The sequence below is a fragment of the Halomonas sp. H2 genome (genome assembly GCF_050215315.1).
Classification (GTDB): domain Bacteria; phylum Pseudomonadota; class Gammaproteobacteria; order Pseudomonadales; family Halomonadaceae; genus Vreelandella.
The window spans coordinates 2,822,872-2,845,605 of sequence record NZ_CP189760.1; the positions used below are offsets into that span (position 1 = coordinate 2,822,872).

Genomic DNA, 22,734 nt, shown 5'->3' on the forward strand with positions numbered 1-22,734 from the left:
GTGACCCAACAGGAACCCCTTTTACCTTTGTTGGTGGTTGAAGATGACGCCGCTATACGTGAGTTGCTAGAAGAAGAACTGCAGGATGCAGGCTACACAACGCTCGGCGTACCTAGCGCTGAAGAGGCGATCGCCCTACTTAGCCACACCACCGTCTCGCTGGTGATTACCGACGTGCGCTTGCCCGGAATGACCGGTATTCAGCTTCTGCAGCAGTTACGCCAAGCAGGCAACGAACCCGGCATTATTGTGATTACCGCGTTTGGCACGATTGATCAGGCGGTCGAGGCGCTTAAACTTGGCGCTGACGACTTTTTAACCAAACCACTCGACCTTGATGCCATTCGCGATGCGGTGTTTCGCGTTTTGGAGCGGCAGCGCTTAGCCGTTTCTTACGACGCTGAGATCAGCCACTTCCACGGCATTGTGGGCAAAAGCCATATAATGCAGGCACTCTTTCACGACGCCTCTCGCCTCGCTAAAAGCGATGCGCCGATTCTGATTCTGGGTGAAAGTGGTACCGGTAAAGAGCTACTTGCCCGCGCAATCCATCAGGAAAGCCCGCGCCACGAGCAGCCATTTGTGCCGGTAAACTGTGCCAGTATTCCCACAGATTTGATGGAGAGCGAGTTCTTCGGTCACGTAAAGGGCGCTTTTACCGGGGCTAATGAAGCACGCAAAGGGCTATTCCACAGCGCCCAAGGCGGCAGCCTATTTTTAGATGAAATTGGTGAAATGCCGATTAACCTGCAGGCGAAGTTGCTACGGGCTTTGCAGGAGAAGACCGTACGGCCAGTGGGTGGCGAGCGCGAAGAGCCGGTGGATGTGCGTATTATTGCCGCGACACACCGCAACTTGGAAAAAGAGATTGAGCAAGAAAATTTCCGCAGCGATCTTTTTTATCGCCTAGAAACCTTCTCGCTACGTATTCCTCCTTTGCGCGAACGCGGTACCGATATTGAACACTTGGTGTTTGCGCTTATCGACAAACACTCAGAGGCGCAGGGTAAACAGATAGAGCAAATTGAGCCTGAAGCACTCAACAATTTACTCAACTACGCCTACCCAGGCAATGTCCGCGAATTGGAGAATGCCATTATGCGCGCGGTCACCTTGAGTGAAGATGGCTCGCTTAGCCACAAGGATTTACCCGAACGCCTGCGCGAGCAGTCAACCATAGAGGGTGGCTCGCCACTGGCAACTACGTTAAGAGGCGAATTGCTGGCAGGCAGCCAAATGCCCACGCCACCACCCATTCGTTGGCCTAGCCTGGAAGAAGTCGAAAAGCGTTATATCAACAAAGTGCTGGAAGCGACCGGGGGTAACAAACGGCGCACAGCGGAAGTGTTGGGCATTGCTCGTAGAACGCTGTATCGCCGTTTAGAAGATAACGAGGAGTAAGCGGCTAATTATATAAAAGCGCTAAATAGTGGGCAAAAAAACCCCCGCGGACGCGGGGGTGAAAGGATGATAAACCGTGTGGAGTAGCCGCAGGGAACAGACAGCTGAGACGATTTACCATCGTAGGGAGCGGTACACTTACAAATTACTCAAATAAATTACTGGTTACTGCTTGTCTCATTATCTTCAGCAGAATTGGTTTCATCTTCAGCAGAATTGGTTTCTTCTACGCCTGTATCTTCACTCTCACCTGGCATTGGGTCAGTGCCTTCACCGAAGCCTGCTTCGTCTTCATCAGGGTTCATGGTCCCAGAAGCGGGTTCATCCATGATGTCTTCAGGCATATCACTTTCAGACACAGGCGCTTCAGCTTCAGCACCGGCACTTTGGGTCATGGAGTCTTCTGAGCCTTGAGCTTCGCCAAGCCCAGGATCTTGTTCCATGGCAGGTTCTTGCTCTAGGCTAGATTCTTGACCGTTAGTAGCGTCCTGCTCTAAGGGGGCTGTCTCTTCAGCTGGGGAAGCCGATTCTTCGTTGTCTCCACAGCCTGCTAATACAATGACACTCGCTGCCGTTGCCATCATGCACAGCGTTAACCAGCGTGGGCGCTTAGCAATTTGCTTGCTCTCAATGTGCTCAAGTTGCTTATCCATAATACCCACCTCCATTACTAACATTTAAAACAGCTATTCGATAACCAGCCTTGTACATAAATAATGATTTGCTTGTTTAACCATCACCCCTATCATTCACTTATTGTGCCAAATGCACATAAAATATAAAAAAAACTATTTTAATCATATACTTAAAATCAAAAAGAAAATCCCACTATTCAATGACACTGTGAATTTAAGTGGGTAAAAAATGGCACATGAGCGTTAATTGCCGCGTTTAACGGGCCGTTGTGACACACACGCCCCACCTATGTATAATAATTATTAATAAATTGATCACCTAAATCTCTTATTTCTTTATGAATGGCGTTGTGTCGCTGCTATTGATTATCACCTAGTGCGATATAAACAGTGACAGCACAAGTCCATTCAGTTCAGCACGTTTTTACTGAAAAAGGCATCGCCGATGGACGAAACACGACCCGTCAAAATTAAAGTGCGCGGCTTAAGCAAAGTTTTTGGCAAGCACCCACAGAAAGCCATTGAACTGCGTAATCAAGGCATGAAACGCCCCGAAGTGTTGGAGAAAACGGGCCAGACATTAGGCCTTTCCAACATCTCATTTGATGTTTATGAGGGCGAGCTGCTGGTGATTATGGGGCTGTCAGGATCGGGTAAATCGACCTTGATTCGCTGCCTCAACCGTCTGATTGAAACCACCGAAGGTGAGATCGTCATCGACGGCGAAAATATTCCCACGCTAAAAGAGAAAGCGTTGCTGGAGTGTCGCCGCCGCCACTTCTCGATGGTGTTCCAGAACTTTGCTCTATTTCCTCACCGTACCGTGCAAAAAAATGCCGAGTTCGGCCTTGAAATTCGTGGTGTTGAGAAAGCCGAGCGTTACAAGATTGCGCACGACTCGCTAAAGCAGGTCGGCTTAGAGGGCTGGGAAGACGCTTACCCTAACCAGCTTTCTGGCGGCATGCAGCAGCGGGTTGGTTTAGCCCGCGCGCTCGCTAACGATGCCACCGTACTGCTAATGGATGAAGCCTTCTCCGCACTCGACCCGCTGATTCGCAAAGATATGCAGCAAGAGCTTTTGCAACTGCAGTCCAAAATGCAAAAGACCACGGTCTTTATCACCCACGATTTGGATGAAGCGCTCAATATTGGCGACCGCATCGTGCTGCTAAAAGATGGTGAAGTGGTGCAAATTGGCACGCCGGAAGAAATTCTCACCCAGCCAGCGGATGACTACGTGCGGCGCTTTATTGAAGGCGTTGACCGGGCACGGATTTTGACCGCTGAGAGCGCCATGCGCCCACTACGCTCAACCGCCCGCGAAAGCGATGGACCGCGCACCGCACTGCACCGCATGCGTGACCACAGCCTCGACTCTATTTATGTGATTGATCGTGACCGCCGCCTACTCGGGCTGCTTGAAGTCGACGCGGCCAGCCGTGCTATTGAAGAGGGTGCTAGCTCAATCTCGCCCTATTTAACTCAAGATTTCCGCAAAGTCCCGATCGATGAGCCGCTGCATAACCTGTTTGCCATGTTTAGTGAAAAGAGTTTCCCCATCGCCGTAACTGATCAGCAAGACCAACTGCTCGGCGTGGTGGTAAAAGGCGCAGTACTCGACGAACTGGCACGAGCAGGAGAGCAATAATGGATATTCCACGCATCCCGCTAGGTGATTGGATTGAAAGCGGCCTGACTTGGTTGACCAGCGAGTATTCAGTGGTAACGCGAGGTATCTCGCGCTTCACCCAAACCGGCATTGATGTCTTAAACGACAGCTTAATGTGGCTACCCGAGTGGGCGCTGCTGGCGCTGATCGCCCTACTCTGCTGGAAGCTCGGGGGTGTGCGCTTAGCCATTGGCGCCGCCGCTGGCTTAGCGCTGATTTGGAATTTGGGTCTTTGGTTCCCGATGATTGAGACACTCACGCTAGTAGTGTTTGCCACCCTGGTGGCGGTGGTTATTGCCCTGCCCGTGGGCATTGCGGCAGCGTTATCCGAACGACTTTATCGGGTGATTATGCCGCTTCTGGACTTTATGCAGACCATGCCCGCGTTTGTCTATTTGATTCCGGCTATTCCGTTTTTCGGCATTGGCTCGGTCTCGGCTATTTTTGCCACGGTGATCTTCTCAATGCCGCCCGCTATTCGTTTTACCACGCTGGGCATCCGCCAGGTGCCGGTAGAGCTAATTGAAGCCGCCGATGCCTATGGCGCCACGCGTGGTCAAAAACTCTTTAAAGTGCAGTTACCGCTCTCGTTGCCCACGGTAATGGCGGGCATCAATCAGACGATTATGCTCGCCCTCTCCATGGTGGTCATTGCCGCCATGATTGGCGCCGATGGTTTGGGCAGTGAAGTGTGGCGCGCGATTCAACGCTTGCGCCCGGGCGATGGCTTTGAAGCAGGTATTGCGGTGGTTATCTTGGCCATGCTGCTGGATCGTTTAACGCAATCGCTGCGCAAAACTCGCAAATAAAGCAAACCAGCCGAAGCGACTGCGTTGAGCCACGCGCTTGCTAAGTCGCTTCTGGCTATCCATGCTGTATTGAGCAACAAGCATGTACCACATTAAAATTTATACCCAAGGGAGAAAGTGAATGAAACATCGCACATTGAACCTCCGTATCCGTCTTGCTTCACTGGCGCTGTTAGCAGGCGCGGGGGTTGCCGTCAGCAGTGCGGCGCAAGCCGAAGAAGAGAAAGGCACAGTTAACCTGGCCTACGTTGAGTGGTCTTCCGAAGTGGCCTCCACTAACGTGATTGCCGCGGTACTTGAGCAAGCAGGCTATGAGGTTGATCTAACGTCGCTCTCAGCGGCTGCCATGTTCCAAGCGCTCTCGACTGGCGATGCGGATGCCATCGTTGCTGCTTGGCTGCCGACCACTCACGCCGATTATATGGAACGCGTTGGCGAAAACACGGAAGATCTTGGCGTGAACCTGGACGGCACCAAGCTAGGCTTGGTCGTACCGGAGTACACCGACATTGACTCCATTGCCGACCTTAACGATAACGCCGATAAGTTTAATGGCGAGATCATCGGCATTGACCCCGGCGCAGGCCTAATGGCGTTGTCCGAAGAGGTTGTGGATAGCTATGACCTTGATCTAGACCTGCGCAGCGGTAGCGGCGCTACCATGACAGCGGCGCTGGCGAGTGCGATCAATAACGAAGAAGATATCGTTGTTACTAGCTGGACGCCTCACTGGATGTTTGCCCGCTTTGATCTTAAATACCTAGACGACCCTGAAAACGTCTATGGCGGTGCGGAGCAGATCCATACCGTAGTACGTCAAGACCTGGAAGATGACATGCCCGAAGCCTACGCCATTCTCGACGCTTTCGAGTGGACGCCTGAGCAGATGGGCGAAGTGATGCTCATGAACCAGGAAGATGGCAGTGACCCCTATGAGAATGCGAAGCAGTGGGTTGAAGATAACCAGGACGTGGTTGCAGAGTGGCTCGATAGCTAATGCCATTTTGATTAGGTAAATTGTATTTGTTAGTGATGGTTGGGCTGGGGCTTTCGTAAGCCCCAGCCCAGCCGTTTAAGTTTGTACAACCTATTGTTATGAGCACACTACTATAAGCAGTTTGATAGTGTGACAGGTCATTTCGGGAGCTTGGCATGTTTAATAACATTATGGTGCCGGTAGACCTTGCCCACCTTGAAACACTGGAACCCGCGTTAAGCGTTGTAGCCGACCTTGCCAAACAATATGACGCCCATATCACCTATGTCAGCGTCACGGCCAATACACCCACAAGCGTCGCCCGCACTCCCCAGGAGTATGAGCAAAAGCTCGAGGCTTTTGCGCAAGAGCGACATAAGGTTCATGGTCAACCGGTAAGTAGCAAGGTATACAGCTCAACAGACCCTATGGCGAATATCGACACACTACTTGAGAAAGCTATTGACGAAGTAGGGGCTGACTTAGTAATGATGGCAACTCATCTGCCGCGGCATTTGGATATTGTCATGCCTTCGCATGGTGGCAAAGTAGCAACTCACACTAACGCCTCTGTCTTCTTAATTCGTCTGGCTCAATAAAACCGCCTTTCGTTTTTAAAATAATTAAGGGAGTAAACTTATGGACAAAACACCGAAAAATGAGCCTGATGAGCCGGTCTCTGAGGGTATACCCGCCCCAGATGGCCCGGCTAACCTGATCGATACCGATTATGTTATCGGCCAAGACAATATCACCACGAATGCTATGGGCCTCAATCTTGACCTACACGGCAAGGTATTTAGCATTTCAGCAATTGTCGTGCTGCTGTTTGTGGTGCTAACCCTGGCGCTGCAAGATACGATTGCGCCTATTTATGATGCTATTTTCGGTTTCTTGACCGGAAATCTAAGTTGGTTCTTTATTTTAGCGGCGAATATATTCGTCATTTTATGTATTGGCCTGATCTTCTCCCCGCTAGGTAAAATCCGCATTGGTGGTGCCGATGCCAAACCCGACTTTACCTATATGGGTTGGTTTTCGATGCTATTTGCTGCGGGCATGGGCATTGGCCTGATGTTCTTCGGCGTTAACGAGCCGCTGACCCACTTTGGCACCTCCTTTGACGGTGGCAGTTGGGCACCGCTTAGTGGTGCCGAGGGCGATGCCGCAGGTGCAGCAGCGCTAGGCATGGCGGCCACTATCTTCCATTGGGGCCTGCACCCATGGGCGATTTACGCGGTTGTCGCACTTTCGCTGGCACTGTTCTCGTTCAATAAGGGCCTGCCGCTCTCCATGCGCTCTGTGTTCTATCCAATTCTGGGTGAACGCGTTTGGGGCTGGCCGGGTCACATTATTGATATTCTAGCCGTTTTCGCCACGCTATTCGGTTTGGCGACATCACTGGGGTTAGGTGCTACACAGGCCGCAGCGGGCCTTACTTACCTGTTTGGCGCGCCGGAAAGTGATATCACCATGATCTTATTGATCGTGGGTATTACGATCATCGCCATCGGCTCAATTGTTGCGGGTGTTGATAAGGGCGTACAGCTGCTCTCCAAGATCAATATCGTCCTTGCTGCGATACTCCTCTTCTTCGTGATTGCAGTGGGCCCTACCCTGCTGATTGCCACCGGCTTCTTTGAAAACCTGTGGAACTATGTGGTTCACCTGCCGGCGCTATCGAATCCGTTTGGTCGTGAAGACGCTAACTTCAGCCAAGGCTGGACGGCCTTCTACTGGGCCTGGTGGATCTCCTGGTCTCCGTACGTTGGTATGTTTATCGCCCGTGTTTCTCGTGGCCGTACCGTGCGTGAGTTTCTGGTCTCGGTAATGCTGGTGCCATCCACAGTATCCGTACTGTGGATGACTACCTTTGGCGGCACGGCGATTGATCAGTATGTGAGCCAGGGCATTGAAGCGGTACGTGATGCCGGTGTCGATCTGCAGCTCTTCGTAATGCTGGAGCAGCTACCGCTCTCACAAATCACCTCCTTCGTTGCCATTGTGCTGGTGGTCGTGTTCTTCGTGACCTCTTCTGACTCCGGCTCGCTGGTCATTGATTCCATCACCGCGGGCGGCAAGGTAGATGCACCGACGCCACAACGTGTGTTCTGGGCGATCATTGAAGGCGCGATTGCAATTGCGCTGCTGCTGGGTGGCGGTTTAACCGCCCTGCAAACCATGGCGGTATCAACCGGCTTCCCGTTCACGATTATTTTGCTGGTAGCATGTTATGCGATCATCAAAGGGTTGATGAGCGAGCCAAAAGCAGCCTAGCCATGCTTTAAACCGACACCCGGCTTTAAACTGATACTGTTTTTAAAGCTAGTAACAAGCAAACGGGCAACCCAATGGGTTGCCCGTTTTTATGCGCTTCAACGTCAGATGACCTTCAACACCAAATGTCTTTCAGTGGCGTATCGGGTCGGTAGTGGGTAGCAATTTGTGCTTGCAGTAATTCCGCGGTTGCCAGCGCGTCTATCAGGGCATGGTGCCCCTGATACGCAGGTAAGCCATAGCGCTCTCGACTGGCGTGCAGGCGTATCGAAACCGGCGGGCGACCCAACCAGCGACGAAAGCGCGCCCACAAGGTTTGTCGATGCAGCCTTGCTTCCAGCGACATGGTATCAATCATTGGAAACAGCACCCCTTCCCCTCGGCGGGCTTTGACCGCCGCGTCCAAGAACGGTCTCTCTATATTACGAAAATGCACTACCACCAAACGCCCAGCCAACTGCACCAGCAGCTCGTCCAGGATCGCCTCTAAATCTGGCGCCTGGGCAATCTCCGAGTGGGTAATGTGATGATAGGCAATCGAGGCTTCATCAAGCGGTCGCGAAGGATTGACTACCCAGTAACGGCGCTCGGCCAGTTTGATACGGTGTAACGTAAATGGCACGACGCCGATGCTGACAATAGCGTGACGGTGCTCATCAAGCCCCGTAGTCTCCATATCCAGCGCCACCATGGGCACCTCAGAAATAGGCGTTTCTGGGTCAGGCAACGGCGTGCCAAAAAACTGCTGAATAGCCGGGGTGTTCGCCTGCTGCGCCCGTTGAGCCATATAGCCCGCCCAGTCGGCCTGGATGATTTTGTTACGTGGGCGTATACCATACATCTTAGCGCCTCGGCCGTTGAGCAGGCATGGGGTAGCGATACTTCAGAAATTTTTGCGCGTTACTCAGCACCTGGAAGGCATCTTTGAGGGTATGACGTTCACTATCTGCAACGTTTTCGGGTTCGATATTGTTATCTGGCAGGCGATCCTCTTGCAGGTCAATCATCTGATGACGTATCCGCGACATACATAAAAACTCAAACGCGTAACTAAGCTTATCGCTCATCCCGGTGGCCAATAGTTGGGTCTTGCCGATGTCATTTAAACGCTGAAACGAACTCTGCGCTTTTGAGCCGCACGCCAAGGCGTGAATACGCACTAAATCAACCATGGGGGCGGTGCCGCGGCGCTTGAGGTTGATGGAGTTGTTGTGCTTGCCGTCTTGCTCCATCACAAAGGTGCGGAAAAACCCCAGTGGCGGCGTGCGGTTTAGAGCATTACGCGCCATCGCAGCCAAAAATAAAGGTGACTGGGGGGCCGTTTTCGCGATCAAATCCTGCAGCGTCTCCACGAAGTGATCTTCGCCATAACAGCTATCTAAATCAAAGAAAATCGAGCTATGCAACAAGCGCTCCGGCGTTGGATTGGCCATCCAATCCTGAAAATAGCCTTTCCAAACACTCAACGGCTGGCGCCATTGGGTGTTGGTCGCCATGACATCGCCTTTACAGTAAGTGTAGCCGCAGGCGTCTAAACCATCGCTGACTATTTTTGCTAGGGCGTAAAAATAATCGTCATGCTGCTCAGGGTCAAAATCATCGGAGAGGATCAGCGCATTATCTTGGTCGGTGACAATACTCTGCTCATTGCGCGCCATCGAGCCGTTGACCATGAAGCAATACGGGACGGGCGGCGGACCGAGCTCCTCCTCGGCCATTTCCAATAGTCGGCGTGTAAAGCTACGCCCAATGGTAGACAGCGCGCTGCCCACCATCTGGGAGTTAGCATCCTCTTGCACCATACGCACAAACGCAGCGCGGACATCTGGCGCCAGGCGGGCCAACCCCTCCGTGCTGGACTGATTAAAGATATTTGTAACCAGATAAAGGCCGCTATGGGTCTCGTATCGGATGATATCGGAGAGATGCACCACACCCACCGGGCGCTGGCGATAGAGCACCGGCAAGTGGTGCACGTTACTGCGCAGCATCACCAGCATCGCCTCGTAAATAGAAGCGTCTGACTGAATCGTAATTAGTCGCGAAGACACCACCTCGCCCACCGGGGTTTGGGATGAAAGCCCTTCGGCCACAATGCGAGTACGAAAATCATGGTCGGTGAGAATGCCGCACATCTGCCAGGCTTGGCCTTCGCTATCTTTAAAACTGTAGCGCGGGTTATCGCCGCCCTTTTCTAACACCAACAGCGCAGAGGCTTGTGCTTCACTCATCTGCTGCGCCGCCAGTTGCACGCTGGTAGAAGTTTCGACCATCACCGGATAACGAGTTAGCAGCTTGCGTATCCGAGTGACCATCATGTCGTTGGATTTCTTCTGCTGCTCGGCGGCAGTTTCTAACCGCGGACGCTCCAACTCGACGAAATCAGCAAAATGCTCATCCTCTTCACATAGCCTTTGGAACACCGCCTTAGAAATAAAGTAGATGAGGCTATCTTCGATCGCCTGGGCGGGAAAGCGCACTTTATGGTTACGCAGCAGGCTAAAATGTCCAAAAATATCGCCTTCACCCAAACGGTTGTATAGCTCCCCCTGACTGCGGTAGACCTCCACAGCACCGCTGCGGATATAGCACAGACCCTCAAGTATCTCGTTGAGCACTAAAATATTGCTGCCCGTTTTGAAATAGCTAACCTCCACCTGCTCAGCAATGGCGTCAAGCAGATCATCCGACAGCCCATCAAAAGGGGGAAAGCGACCCATATGCTGACGTATTTCTAGCAGTTCGACATCCATACAGACTCCTCGGACGTGTCGGGGTATATACCCTAAAGTGTGGCGTGAAGGCTAAGTTAGGTAAACCCCAGCAAGTATAATAAAGATGGCAGTAAGCTGGAAAACCACAAAAAAAGCCCGGTGCAGTTAGCACCGGGCTTTGATGGCCGAAACCAAGCTGACATTACATTTTCGTCATTAAACAGAAATACATGTCAGCCGATATTGCTTGTGTGACTTAGGATTGACTAGCCATTTCCTGTACACGTTGCATCATTTCAGGGTCTTGCTGAATAGATTGACCAATAGCATTGAAAGTATCAACATCTAGGCCGCTGTCTTCAACCACTTCGATCATGCGGTCGTTGGCTTCAGTGCGCACTTCCTGCTGCGCGGACTCATCTTCTGCATCCTGCAGACGCTGGGTATATTCTTGAGAAATAACGGCGATTTCTTGAGAAGCATCGGCAAACTGCTGGAGCTGGTCATCAGAAAAATCCTGGGCAGGTGCTGCTTGCTGGGTAGCCATGGGATCTTGTGCTGGTTCTTGCTCTTGCTGGGCGTGGGCAGTAGCCGTCATCAGGCCAGTAGCGAGCAGGGCAGCGGAGAACAGAGCAGTCATACGTTGCATAGTTAAAACCTCATTAGTGCGTTATGTATGTGGCCACTGTGACGCGTCTATCTCAAGCAGGTTCAATTTATTGTGTAAAAGTTAGTAACAAAAAGAACACTATGTATCTATAAGCTCAATATAACCCATCACTTTGGAAACAAAATAGCAATGTTATTCAAAAAGTTACGTTTTAACGATTTGCCCTCAGCCAGCCTTTCAGCCATGCCTGTTGTTTTTGTTCTACTTTGGAGCACAGGGTTTATCGGCGCCAAATTCGGCCTGCCTTATGCGGAACCCTTCACATTTTTATTTATTCGCTTTGCATTAACGCTGCTGCTGTTAATCCCTTTGGTAATAATAATGCGTATTCCTTGGCCTACATCGCCCAGGTTATGGGCACATATCGCCATATCGGGTTTTCTAGTCCATGGAGCCTACTTGGGAGGTGTCTTCTATGGCATCTACTTAGGAATGCCAGCGGGCTTAGCGGCGCTGCTGGTGGGTCTGCAACCGCTATTAACCGCTGCTTTTGCTGGGCCACTATTAGGCGAGCAGCTTAAGCGGCAACAGTGGCTGGGGCTGGCGTTGGGGTTAATCGGGATCAGCTTAGTACTCGGCAGTAAGCTAGAGATTGGTGAATCACTCTTCGATGGCTTTGGCATCAGCGCGCTACTCTGCGTCACCGTTGCCTTGATAGGTATCTCACTGGGTACGCTCTATCAGAAAAGGTACTGCACCAGTATGCCGCTGCTCTCAGGGGCGGTTATTCAATACCTCGCCGCGGGGGCGCTACTCGGCAGTGGTGCCTGGCTATTTGAGACCCGCCAAGTGGAATGGAGTAGCACCTTTTTACTGACGCTAGGCTGGCTGGTCTTGATTCTCTCGATTGCCGCTATTCTGTTACTCATGGCGCTGATTAAAAAGGGGGAAGCCTCACGGGTTGCGAGTCTCTTTTATCTTGTGCCACCGGTCACGGCACTGCAGGCGTGGTGGCTATTTGACGAGCGTCTTCCCTTACTGGGGCTTGTGGGCATGTTAGTCGCTATCACCGGAGTAGTGATGGTTATTCGCAAACCCGCTTATAAGGCGGTATGACCTCAAAACACTTAAAAATGCTGTAAATAATCAGCGCCGCCTAAATTGCGCATTTGCTGGCGTATCCACTGGCTTCGCCGCTCAACCTGAGCATCGGGCCGAGAGGCGCTGCGCGTCAGCGGGCTGGGTAAAATAGCCGCGAGAAGGCTTGCCTGGCGCTCAGTAAGCGAGCTGGAAGAGATGCCGAAATAGTGCTGAGCAGCGACCTCCAACCCAAACACGCCGCGATCCCACTCGGCGACATTAAGATAGACCTCTAAAATGCGCTGCTTGCTCCAGAATATCTCGATCAGTAGCGTAAACCACGCCTCCAGTCCTTTCCGCGTCCAGCTACGACCGGTCCATAGAAAAACGTTTTTAGCCGTTTGCTGAGTCAAGGTGCTGGCACCGCGCAGCCGCCGCCCCTCTTGGCTGGCCTGCCACGCTCGTTGTAATTCGACAAGGTCAAACCCGCGGTGGTGTGGAAAGCGCTGATCCTCAGCGGCAATCACAGCCAGCTTGGCGTTTACCGAGAGAGAATCCCAGCTACGCCACTCGCGCTGTATGCGAATTGGTTCGCTATTGATCCAGCTTTGTATTTTGCGCTCGACCATCACCATTGAGCCCGGTGGCGGAACGACGCGAAACAGTAGTACCAGCGCGACTGACAGCAGCACAAAGGCTAAAACGCCGCGCCAAACAATCCGCCATAGCAGACGCATAAAACGGCGCAGCGTGCGATTGAGCATCCCGTTATCCTTAACGCTTCATGAGGTGATCTGCATGATAGCGCAGGTGATCCTCAATGAACGAGGCAATGAAGAAGTAACTGTGATCGTAGCCCGGCTGACGGCGCAGCGTTAACGGATGATCGTGCTCCTCACAAACGGCCTCTAAACGCTCTGGCGTGAGCTGCTCTTCCAGGAATTGATCTGCTTCGCCCTGGTCGATAAACAGCCGCTGGCGGGATGCACCGTTGGCCACTAGTTCGCAGGCATCGTACTGGCGCCAGCGTGACTGATCGTCACCCAGATAGGCGTTAAACGCCTGCTGCCCCCAGGGGCAGTTCATTGGGTTGACCACCGGTGAAAACGCCGATACCGAGCGAAAACGCCCAGGATGACGCAGCGCTAGAATCAATGCACCATGCCCACCCATCGAGTGTCCGCTAATTGATTCGCGTCCGTTTACTGGAAAGTGCTGGCGTACCACGGAAGGCAGTTCCTCAACCACATAATCGTACATGCGGTAATGAGGCTTCCACGGTGATTCGGTAGCATTGACATAAAACCCAGCCCCAGAGCCTAAATCAAAGCGTTCATGCTCGCCGGGTAAATCAGTGCCCCGTGGGCTAGTGTCTGGGCAAACAATGGCAATCCCCAGTTCAGCCGCCAAGCGATGAGCACCTGCTTTCTGCATGAAATTCTCATCATTACAGGTCAGCCCAGAGAGCCACCAAAGCAGTGGCACACGCTCGTTCTCCGCCTGGGGTGGCAAGTAAACAGCGAAGACCATGTCGCAGTCCAGCGCACGGGAGTAGTGGCGGTAGCGTTTATGCCAACCACCGAAGCTACGGTTAGCGGACACCAGTTCTAACGTTTCACTCATGCTCATGGGCAGGTTCCTTTAAATGCAGCAAACGCGGCAGGTCACCCCACCGCGTTTTAAACGTACTGACTATACTACTTAATAATACTGGATCTAGTAATGCAGCACCGTACGAATGCTCTTACCCGCATGCAATAGATCAAACGCTTCGTTGATCTTCTCAAACGGCATATCGTGAGTAATGAAATCGTCGATATTGATTTCACCGTTCATATAACGATCAACGTAGCCCGGCAGTTCGCTGCGACCTTTTACGCCACCAAAAGCAGAGCCTTTCCAGACCCGCCCAGTGACCAATTGGAACGGCCGCGTTGAGATCTCCTCACCGGCACCAGCGACACCGATTACGACCGACTCGCCCCAGCCTTTATGGCAGCACTCTAACGCTGAGCGCATCACGTTAACGTTGCCGATACACTCAAAGGAGTAGTCGACCCCGCCGTCGGTCATATCGACGATGACTTGCTGGATCGGGTCTGCGTACTCCTTCGGGTTGACAAAATCAGTGGCACCAAACTGCTTAGCCAGCTCAAACTTATCGGCATTAACGTCGATGGCAAGAATACGTCCCGCCTTAGCCATCACCGCGCCTTGAATGACGGCCAAACCGATAGCCCCGAGGCCAAACACCGCCACTGTGGCGCCCGGCTCTACTTTAGCAGTATTGAGTACCGCGCCAATACCGGTGGTCACGCCGCAGCCCAGCAGGCAGATTTTATCCATGGGGGCTTCTTTAGAAACCACCGCCAGTGAGACTTCGGGTAATACGGTGTACTCGCTAAAGGTAGAAGTGCCCATATAGTGATGAAGCATCTTGCCATCGATTGAAAACCGAGAAGTACCATCGGGCATGACCCCTTTACCCTGGGTCGCGCGCACGCTGCCACACAGGTTGGTTTTTCCCGACAAGCAGAATTTACACTTACCGCACTCGGCGGTGTAGAGCGGAATCACATGGTCGCCCGGCTTGAGGCTGGTAACGCCTTCGCCCACTTCCTGAACAACCCCCGCGCCTTCATGGCCGAGAACCGCAGGGAAGTTACCTTCCGGATCAGCGCCGGAGAGCGTATAAGCATCGGTATGGCAAACGCTAGTCGCGGCCATTTTAACCAGTACTTCTCCCGCTTTCGGGCCTTCCACATCAATCTCAACTAATTCAAGCGGCTTACCCGCCTCCAGTGCAACTGCTGCGCGTGATTTCATTGAGCCTGCTCCTTTTGCATCGCCCGCAGCAGGCATTACCCTGCTGCTCAATTTGTTTTCAGTGGTTGCAGTGTAGGCCAGCTAGGCGCCCTTGATAAACTGGGATACACTCATAATATTATTGCCACACAGCAACAATCGCTATCGACCCAAGGAGTTAACATGCAGCACTGGAGCCGTATCGAAGCCTTTGTTGAGGTAGTGCGTTTAGGCACCTTCTCTGCTGCGGCCCGCCACCTGAAAGTATCGACCTCGCATATCAGCCGCTTGGTCAGCCAGCTTGAAGATCAGCTAGGCGTACAGTTGCTGTACCGCACCACGCGGCAAATTCGCCTAACCGACGCGGGGACTACTTACGAGGAGCATTGCCGCCATCTATTTGATGGGCTGCGCGATGCCGAGCAGGCGCTTAGCGAACTCCAAGCCAAGCCTAGTGGGCTGCTTAAACTCACCTCTGCCACCACCTTTGGCGAGCGCTTTATCGCCCCACTGGTGAATGACTTTCAGTGTTTGCATCCGCAACTGGATGTTCATATGCACTTCACTAACCGACCGGTGGAACTCATTGAAGAGGGCTACGATATTGCCATTCGCATGGGCGTATTAAAGGATTCCAGCCTGATTGCCCGGCGGCTATGCGACCGGCGCGAGTATATCGTCGGCTCACAAAACTACTTTCGCCAGGCGCCGCGCCCCCACACCTTGGCGGAACTTAGCCAGCACCGCTGCCTGATTGGCTCACGACCCAACTGGCTGTTTGAAGTCAACGGCCAACGCCGCGAAGTGCGTGTCGAGGGGTGCTGGTCGGGCAACTCCGGACCAGCGCTGCTGGATGCGGCGCGCAAAGGGCTTGGGCTTGCGCAACTGCCGGACTACTACGTTGCGCCCTACTTGGCTAGCGGAGAGCTGGTGGCCGTGCTTGAGCCTTTCCAGCATCACGATACCGCCGTTTGGGCGGTTTACCCTCGCCACCGCCACCTGTCGCCTAAAATCCGCCAACTGGTCGACTACCTGGTCGCTAATATAGGCACCTTGCTACCCCATCATCCGCTGGCCTAGCACTCGATGGCATTGACCGCGAGCCCACCTTGTCTATTACGTCTCACAACGCTGTTGTTACCTACCTATGGGACACTTTGCAGCGCCGATAACCAAACGTCGAGGGATTAACCGCAATATCGACGTGCCAACACATAACTGTGACGATATAATGAACATTCACCCCTGCATGTTTCATATGCACATGTCATTGCAAAATTGTGTAGTAGCTACGCTGCTTACCCACAAAGGATGTTGGTATGTCTTCTCTCCCTCCCTGGCCTATCGGATTTCGAACCATCTTAGTACGTGCGGTGCTATACGTGCTGTTTATCGGCGCGATTACCCAAGGTGCCTATTTAGAAGCGCTCTATTTACCCTCAGTTCGGTTTTCTGAGCTGGGCTTTACCGAATTTACCCAGACGCTGGTGCTGGCCACCTGCTGCGCCATGCTGATTTATATTCGCCAAGTGCTTAAAGTTTGGCCCACCATCACGCTACTACTGCTAGCGTTTGTGGCCGCCTCTCTAGTGCGCGAACAGGATCACTTTTTAGATAACTATGTCGCTGACAACACCTGGAAGGTACTCGTTGCGCTGATTATTCTCCCATCGCTTTTTTGGGTGGTGAAGCAGCGCCAACGTTTTCTTGCGGAGTTCACTCATTACAGCAATACCTTTGCCTTTGGTTTGTTTACGGCAGGCGTGCTGACCACTTATATATTCTCGCGCCTCTATGGGCGGCAGGAGTTTTGGCAGTTAGTCCTTGAAGAAAGCTACTCAGGAACCTTTAAGAGCGTCGCTGAAGAAGTCGTCGAACTGCTCGGTTACAGCCTGATTTTAATCGCCACTCTGGAACTACTGCTACTGGCCCGGCGCGTTTATCAAGCCCAGCAGATATCCACTTAAGCGCAGCAACGATCTCCACCAACGATCTCCACCAACAATCGCCCCAACAAAAAGCCCGCCGTTCAAAGAACGACGGGCTTTTTACTTTCTACTTACCACTCACAATTTACTACTTACCACTCACTACTAACGACATTCACTCGTCGAGGAACGAACGCAGCGGCTCAGAGCGGCTGGGGTGACGCAGCTTGCGCAGCGCTTTGGCTTCAATCTGACGGATTCGCTCACGCGTTACGTCAAACTGCTTACCCACCTCTTCCAGCGTGTGGTCGGTATTCATATCAATACCGAAACGCATGCGCAGTACCTTCGCTTCGCGGGCGGTCAAGCCGCCTAACACGTTGCGCGTCGCTTCGATAAGACCTTCACCGGTGGCCATATCAATGGGCAACAGCATAGTGCCGTCTTCGATAAAGTCGCCCAGGTGTGAATCGTCATCATCACCAATCGGCGTCTCCATGGAGATCGGCTCTTTGGCAATTTTGAGCACCTTACGTACTTTATCTTCCGGCATTTCCAAGCGCTCGCCGAGCTCTTCAGGCGTCGGCTCACGACCCATTTCCTGAAGCATTTGACGAGAGACGCGATTGAGCTTGTTGATCGTCTCAATCATATGCACCGGAATACGAATGGTGCGCGCCTGATCGGCAATTGAGCGGGTAATCGCCTGGCGAATCCACCACGTGGCATAGGTTGAGAACTTATAACCACGGCGATATTCGAACTTATCAACCGCTTTCATCAAACCGATGTTGCCCTCTTGGATCAAATCCAAGAACTGCAAACCACGGTTGGTGTACTTCTTGGCAATCGAGATAACCAGACGCAGGTTGGCCTCAACCATCTCTTTCTTGGCACGACGAGCTTTCGCCTCACCAATCGAGAGCTTGCGATTGACCTCTTTAAGATCGGCAACCGAGAGCTGCACCATATCTTCTTCAAAGGCTATCTTGCGTTGGGCGCGAGCGATATCGGCGCGTAACGGCTCCAGGCGGTCGGCGTATTTGCTCTGCGCTGCCTGGAAATCATCCAACCACGTTTTACGTGACTCGTTGCCAGGAAACGACTTAATGAACGTTTTACGCGGTACCTTAGCTTTTTTCACGCACAGTTGCATGACCGCTTTCTCTTGGGCACGCACCTGCTCAACACTGATACGCACTTGACCGACTAAACGCTCAAAGTGTTTGGGCACTAGTTTGATCGGCGAGAAGAACACAGCTAAACGGGCCTGCTCAGCTTTTAGCTCGGCACTACCACGGCCGTGCTTGGCAAACGCCGCCTCGACTAAGGCATTCTGTTCGCGAATCTGCTCGAAACGTGCACGCGCCTCTTCCGGATCCGGCCCGCCTTCGCTGGCCGTGGAGTCCTCGTCTTCATCGTCGCCATCACCTTCAGCGTCGTCGTGCTCAGACTCGGGCTCAGGTTCGGGAACTTCTGCTTCGGCAACGCCGGGGATACCTTCATCCGGGTCGATGAAACCAGAAAACAGATCCGAAAGACGTCCCGGGGCCTCTTCATCCTGAGTAGCGTCGTAGGCGTCCAGAATAGACGCGACGGCACCCGGCAAATAGGCCAGAGACGACATCACTTCGCGGGTGCCTTCTTCGATCCGTTTGGCGATTTCAATTTCGCCTTCACGGGTCAGAAGCTCAACCGTGCCCATTTCGCGCATGTACATGCGCACGGGGTCAGTGGTGCGGCCTACATCGCTTTCCACGGCGGCAAGAGCCGCTACGGCCTCTTCCGCAGCGGACTCGTCCGTGGATTGATCCGACATCATCAAAGTGTCTTCATCTGGCGCTTCTTCAGCGACACTTATACCCATGTCGTTGATCATGCCAATGATGTCTTCCACTTGATCCGGGTCGGCGATATCCTCAGGTAGATGGTCGTTGACCTCGGCATAGGTCAGGTAGCCCTGTTCCTTGCCTCGTGCGATCAACTCCTTCAGACGTGACTGCTGCTGCGCATTTCCAGCCATAGAAACCCTATCTCGACGAAGAAGAATGAAACACCTGGAGCGCTGAATCGATTAAACTCAACAAGCCGTACAGTATAGCGTAATTTACCGGAAATTTTCCAGCTTGACGTATTTGCGCGGCCATGCAGGTGTGTTAGGTTATGCGGTTAGGCCAGCGCTCGGTGACTGACCCATATTTGGTGCTGAAACGTTAGGAATTCAACCCCACCGTCTAAACACCGCTTTATTAGCGCTGTGCAAGCTCCATTACCAAGCTTGCTAAACGCTGGCGCTGCTCCTTATCTAGCTTTTGCCCGGCGCGCTCCTGCGCCAGTAACGCAGCGTACTCCTCATGCGGAGAGCGCTGACGCTGAACGTGCTGCAGATGCTCCACCCAGCCACTCAGCTCGGCCTCTCTATCGGCCTTGGGAATTAACAGTTCGCGCTTAGCGAAAGCCGCCAAAGCCTGCCCCTGCTGACTACCCTGAAAATGCGCCAACACTACTTGCGGGCTGCGATAACGCCCCGCCTTGAGCAGTGCAATTAACTCTCGGCATAGCGGCGCATCGTCATCTTCCGGCAGCCATTCCAAATGCTCGGGTAGCGCAGACACCAAGTTAGGCTCGTGCAATAGCAGTTGAACAATACGCCCAACAGGAGAAAGCACCTGCGAGCGCACCCTTGACGACGGCGCAACTGCAGCCTGCACTTCCACTGGCGACGGCGACGCCTCTGTAAATTGCTCGGCCTGTCTCTGAGTGAGACGCTGCTGCGCTGCCTGAGCACGCTTTTCGAGCAGCACTTTCAACTGCTCTTGCGCCAACCCACTACGCTGCGCCAAAGACTCCAACAGTAGCGATTTGAGCATGCCTTCAGGCACTTTGTTCAATGCTTCAAGCACCTGACTGGCAAACCGCTCGCGCCCTTCCACCGTATTTAGATCGCGCCCCTGGGCCGCCTGTTCAAACAAAAACTCCGACAGCGGCATGGCACAGGTCACGCGATCCTGAAACGCCTGGGTGCCTTCACGGCGCACCAAAGAGTCTGGATCATCACCCTCGGGCAGAAACAGAAAGCGCGCTTCACGGCCATCAATCATTTGCGGTAGTGCAGTTTCCAACGCCCGGCTGGCCGCCTGCCTGCCTGCACGGTCACCGTCGAAACAGAACACCACGCGACTCACCAGTCGAAACAGGCGGGTCAAATGGTCTTCCGTGGTGGCGGTACCCAGCGTCGCCACAGCGTTATGGATGCCGTATTGCGCTAGCGCCACAACATCCATATAGCCTTCGACCATCACCAGTTGTTCAAGTTTGCTCGAAACTTGGCGCGCCTCATACAAACCGTATAGCTCGCGGCCCTTATGGAACACCGGTGTTTCTGGCGAGTTTAGGTATTTGGGCTGATCATCCCCCATCACCCTGCCGCCGAAAGCAATCGTGCGACCACGCAGGTCGCGAATCGGGAACATTACCCGATCGCGAAAGCGGTCATAGGTGCGCCCGGTATCTTCGCGGTGAATCAGCAGGCCATATTCAACCTGAACTGGCTCACCAATACCGCGCTCGCTAAGATGCTGCTTTAACGCCTCCCAGCCAGCTGGCGCATAGCCAATAGCATAGGTTTTGATCACATCGTCAGAGAGCCCACGACCCGACAGATAACGCTGGGCGGGCTGGCCTTCCTGCATCTTTAATCGCTCGCGATAAAAACTTGCGGCGAGCTCCAGCAGGTTAACGCCCTCTTTGCGCTTCTTTTCCCGCTGCTGAGCACGCGGATCATCGGCGCCCTCGCGGGGCACTTCAATACCCAGGCGTCCAGCTAACTGCTCTACCGCTTCAGGAAACGGTAATTTGTCGTACTCCATCAAGAAGCGTAGTGCATTACCATTCGCTCCGCAGCCGAAGCAGTGATAAAACTGCTTATCAGCACTAACGGTGAACGACGGAGTTTTCTCTTGATGGAAAGGACATAGTCCCGAGTAGTTACGGCCGGCCTTTTTAAGCTGCACACGCTCACCAACCACCTCGACCACGTCAACGCGGCCTAACAGGTCATCAATAAAACGCTGTGGAATTTGGCCTGCCATGAACGTCGGGCATCCTTGCGCAAAGCGCTGACTTTGAAGACTGTTTTAAAGACAAAGTTTTTAGGGCATCGTCTTAAAACTGAGCTTAAGGTCATCAGGCTCACTGCCAGATCACCTTAAACAGCGATGGTCGCAAACAGCTATCAAGTATCGAAAAACAAACGGCCACCTAGTGGCGGCCGTTTGGCATCCCTCTTGAGACGACCAGCTAATTGCTCCGGCCCCCTCGGGTACGGATCAATAGAGCCGTTCGAAACGCTTAGTTTCACGCTGAATTTTCTTAGCGTGACGCTTCACAGCAGCTGCCGCTTTGCGTTTACGCTCAGCAGTCGGCTTCTCATAGTGCTCGCGGCGGCGTACTTCAGAGAGAACACCGGCTTTTTCGCAAGAACGCTTGAAGCGACGCAGGGCGACGTCAAACGGCTCGTTATCACGTACTTTTACAGAAGGCATTAAGCACTCACCTACCTTAAGGAGTCTTGAGTTCGGATAGTACGTACACTGCAATGTTGCGGTTTAGAACGCGGTGTACGACCCAGTTTTACAGCGCACAGTAGTCTAGTCGCCACCAGCTATCTTTGCAAATATTAACGCCCGCCTATAGGGACAATGCTAAACTGTCGCACTGATTTTTCTCACTCTGCTATCTTCAAACACATCCTCAAAGAGTCGCTTTTTTATGCGTGTACTGGGCATTGAAACATCCTGTGATGAAACGGGTGTCGCGCTTTACGATACCTCGCTGACAGGTGGCAAAGGGCTGCTTGCCGACGCGCTGTATAGCCAAATCGCTATGCACGCAGAGTTTGGCGGCGTAGTGCCCGAACTCGCCTCACGGGATCACACTCGTAAACTGCTGCCGCTGATTGAGCAGGTACTCAGTGACGCCAAGTTGACGCGTAACGACCTGGACGGAATTACTTATACTGCGGGGCCAGGCTTGGTAGGCGCCCTAATGGTGGGTGCCAGTACGGCCCACGGCATGGCCCGTGCACTGAGCATCCCTGTGCTTGGCGTTCATCATATGGAAGGCCACCTGCTGGCGCCAATGCTGGAGGAAGAGTCGCCCGAATTTCCATTTGTCGCGTTACTGGTGTCCGGCGGGCATACCCAACTCGTTGAAGTGCAAGGGCTGGGGCGCTATCAACTGCTCGGCGAATCGGTGGATGATGCGGCGGGTGAGGCGTTTGATAAGGCCGCCAAGATGCTGGGCCTGGCCTACCCAGGTGGTCCTGAAGTCGCCAAGCTAGCCGAACAGGGCGACCCCAAGCGCTTTCGCTTCCCACGCCCCATGACCGACCGCCCTGGGCTTGATTTCAGCTTTTCGGGCTTAAAAACCCACACCATGACGGCCATTCGTCAATTAGCGGCCGCCAACGAGCTCGACGCCCAAGCCCGCGCCGACGTTGCCCGTGCTTTTGAAGAGGCGGTTGTCGATACGCTGGTGATTAAGTGCCGCCGAGCGCTGGATCAAACCGGCTTGAAACGTTTAGTGGTCGCAGGTGGCGTCAGCGCCAATCATCGTCTGCGCGAACGACTGCAGGTTGAGTGTGAAAAGCGCCAAGCCCGCGCTTACTATCCAAGGGGACGCTTCTGCACCGACAATGGCGCCATGATTGCTTATGTAGGCGCTCAACGCCTGGCTGCGGGTGAATGCGATACTCCCGGCTTGATGCAGGCAACGCCCCGCTGGCCACTAGACCAACTAGCACCGCCTGAGAGCCTGCCCACTCTCTAAC

General features: G+C 53.2%; 20 protein-coding genes. 10 read left to right on the forward strand and 10 right to left on the reverse strand.

Going from position 1 to position 22,734, the window contains the following annotated elements:
- Entirely contained in the window at positions 1 to 1,401 is a 1,401-nt protein-coding gene (locus ACQE2I_RS13120) for a sigma-54-dependent transcriptional regulator (protein ID WP_427028513.1), read from the forward strand.
- A 158-nt stretch (positions 1,402 to 1,559) separates the two neighbouring features.
- On the opposite strand, the gene ACQE2I_RS13125 is transcribed toward ACQE2I_RS13120, so the two are convergent.
- Positions 1,560 to 2,054 (reverse strand): hypothetical protein, encoded by a 495-nt coding sequence (locus ACQE2I_RS13125; RefSeq protein ID WP_427028514.1) that lies wholly within the window; start codon positions 2,052 to 2,054, stop codon positions 1,560 to 1,562.
- A gap of 427 nt (positions 2,055 to 2,481) precedes the next feature.
- Here ACQE2I_RS13125 and ACQE2I_RS13130 point away from each other — a divergent pair, with 427 nt between their 5' ends.
- From ACQE2I_RS13130 to ACQE2I_RS13150, 5 genes are all read left to right on the forward strand, one after another.
- On the forward strand, positions 2,482 to 3,684 hold the full coding sequence (locus ACQE2I_RS13130; protein WP_427028515.1) for a quaternary amine ABC transporter ATP-binding protein: 1,203 nt from the start codon (positions 2,482 to 2,484) through the stop codon (positions 3,682 to 3,684).
- Positions 3,684 to 4,514, forward strand: coding sequence for an ABC transporter permease (locus ACQE2I_RS13135; RefSeq protein WP_427028516.1), 831 nt, complete (start codon positions 3,684 to 3,686; stop codon positions 4,512 to 4,514). Before ACQE2I_RS13130 ends, ACQE2I_RS13135 begins: the two co-directional genes overlap by 1 nt.
- A 121-nt stretch (positions 4,515 to 4,635) precedes the next feature.
- On the forward strand, positions 4,636 to 5,511 hold the full coding sequence (locus ACQE2I_RS13140; protein WP_427028517.1) for a glycine betaine ABC transporter substrate-binding protein: 876 nt from the start codon (positions 4,636 to 4,638) through the stop codon (positions 5,509 to 5,511).
- 155 nt (positions 5,512 to 5,666) lie between these two features.
- Positions 5,667 to 6,089, forward strand: coding sequence for a universal stress protein (locus ACQE2I_RS13145; protein ID WP_133729912.1), 423 nt, complete (start codon positions 5,667 to 5,669; stop codon positions 6,087 to 6,089).
- A 40-nt stretch (positions 6,090 to 6,129) separates the two neighbouring features.
- The gene (locus ACQE2I_RS13150) at positions 6,130 to 7,767 is read left to right on the forward strand and encodes a BCCT family transporter (RefSeq protein WP_427028518.1); all 1,638 of its coding nucleotides are present in this window, start codon (positions 6,130 to 6,132) and stop codon (positions 7,765 to 7,767) included.
- A 115-nt stretch (positions 7,768 to 7,882) separates the two neighbouring features.
- Here the strand turns inward: ACQE2I_RS13150 and ACQE2I_RS13155 are convergent, their stop codons facing one another.
- From ACQE2I_RS13155 to ACQE2I_RS13165, 3 genes are all read right to left on the reverse strand, one after another.
- Positions 7,883 to 8,608: a 3'-5' exonuclease gene (locus ACQE2I_RS13155; RefSeq protein ID WP_427028519.1), complete on the reverse strand. Its 726-nt coding sequence runs from the start codon at positions 8,606 to 8,608 to the stop codon at positions 7,883 to 7,885.
- Position 8,609: 1 nt separating this feature from the next.
- A complete protein-coding gene (locus tag ACQE2I_RS13160; RefSeq protein WP_427028520.1) occupies positions 8,610 to 10,520 on the reverse strand; it encodes a DUF294 nucleotidyltransferase-like domain-containing protein in 1,911 nt (636 codons plus the stop codon).
- A gap of 217 nt (positions 10,521 to 10,737) precedes the next feature.
- On the reverse strand, positions 10,738 to 11,130 hold the full coding sequence (locus tag ACQE2I_RS13165; RefSeq protein WP_427028521.1) for a DUF4168 domain-containing protein: 393 nt from the start codon (positions 11,128 to 11,130) through the stop codon (positions 10,738 to 10,740).
- 150 nt (positions 11,131 to 11,280) lie between these two features.
- On the opposite strand from ACQE2I_RS13165, the gene ACQE2I_RS13170 reads away from it, so the two are divergent.
- Entirely contained in the window at positions 11,281 to 12,207 is a 927-nt protein-coding gene (locus ACQE2I_RS13170) for a DMT family transporter (protein ID WP_427028522.1), read from the forward strand.
- 11 nt (positions 12,208 to 12,218) lie between these two features.
- Here ACQE2I_RS13170 and mtgA read toward each other — a convergent pair whose 3' ends face one another.
- The 3 genes from mtgA to ACQE2I_RS13185 form a co-directional block, all read right to left on the reverse strand.
- The gene (mtgA, locus tag ACQE2I_RS13175; protein WP_427028523.1) at positions 12,219 to 12,935 is read right to left on the reverse strand and encodes a monofunctional biosynthetic peptidoglycan transglycosylase; all 717 of its coding nucleotides are present in this window, start codon (positions 12,933 to 12,935) and stop codon (positions 12,219 to 12,221) included.
- A 10-nt stretch (positions 12,936 to 12,945) separates the two neighbouring features.
- Positions 12,946 to 13,800 carry an S-formylglutathione hydrolase gene (gene fghA, locus ACQE2I_RS13180; RefSeq protein ID WP_427028524.1) on the reverse strand — a complete coding sequence of 285 codons (855 nt, stop codon included), beginning with the start codon at positions 13,798 to 13,800 and terminating at the stop codon, positions 12,946 to 12,948.
- Between the two features lie 87 nt (positions 13,801 to 13,887).
- Complete coding sequence (locus ACQE2I_RS13185; protein WP_427028525.1) at positions 13,888 to 14,997, reverse strand: S-(hydroxymethyl)glutathione dehydrogenase/class III alcohol dehydrogenase; 1,110 nt, start codon at positions 14,995 to 14,997, stop codon at positions 13,888 to 13,890.
- Between the two features lie 162 nt (positions 14,998 to 15,159).
- Between ACQE2I_RS13185 and ACQE2I_RS13190 the strand changes: the two genes are divergently transcribed.
- Together ACQE2I_RS13190 and ACQE2I_RS13195 are read left to right on the forward strand one after the other, a co-directional pair.
- Complete coding sequence (locus tag ACQE2I_RS13190; protein WP_427028526.1) at positions 15,160 to 16,056, forward strand: LysR family transcriptional regulator; 897 nt, start codon at positions 15,160 to 15,162, stop codon at positions 16,054 to 16,056.
- A gap of 239 nt (positions 16,057 to 16,295) precedes the next feature.
- Complete coding sequence (locus ACQE2I_RS13195) at positions 16,296 to 16,943, forward strand: hypothetical protein (protein WP_427028527.1); 648 nt, start codon at positions 16,296 to 16,298, stop codon at positions 16,941 to 16,943.
- Positions 16,944 to 17,079: 136 nt separating this feature from the next.
- Here the strand turns inward: ACQE2I_RS13195 and rpoD are convergent, their stop codons facing one another.
- The 3 genes from rpoD to rpsU form a co-directional block, all read right to left on the reverse strand.
- Positions 17,080 to 18,927, reverse strand: coding sequence for an RNA polymerase sigma factor RpoD (rpoD, locus tag ACQE2I_RS13200; RefSeq protein ID WP_427028528.1), 1,848 nt, complete (start codon positions 18,925 to 18,927; stop codon positions 17,080 to 17,082).
- 226 nt (positions 18,928 to 19,153) lie between these two features.
- On the reverse strand, positions 19,154 to 20,995 hold the full coding sequence (dnaG, locus tag ACQE2I_RS13205; RefSeq protein ID WP_427028529.1) for a DNA primase: 1,842 nt from the start codon (positions 20,993 to 20,995) through the stop codon (positions 19,154 to 19,156).
- 237 nt (positions 20,996 to 21,232) lie between these two features.
- The gene (rpsU, locus tag ACQE2I_RS13210; RefSeq protein ID WP_427028530.1) at positions 21,233 to 21,448 is read right to left on the reverse strand and encodes a 30S ribosomal protein S21; all 216 of its coding nucleotides are present in this window, start codon (positions 21,446 to 21,448) and stop codon (positions 21,233 to 21,235) included.
- 226 nt (positions 21,449 to 21,674) lie between these two features.
- Between rpsU and tsaD the strand changes: the two genes are divergently transcribed.
- Positions 21,675 to 22,733, forward strand: coding sequence for a tRNA (adenosine(37)-N6)-threonylcarbamoyltransferase complex transferase subunit TsaD (tsaD, locus tag ACQE2I_RS13215; protein WP_427028531.1), 1,059 nt, complete (start codon positions 21,675 to 21,677; stop codon positions 22,731 to 22,733).
- Position 22,734: the final 1 nt, after the last annotated feature.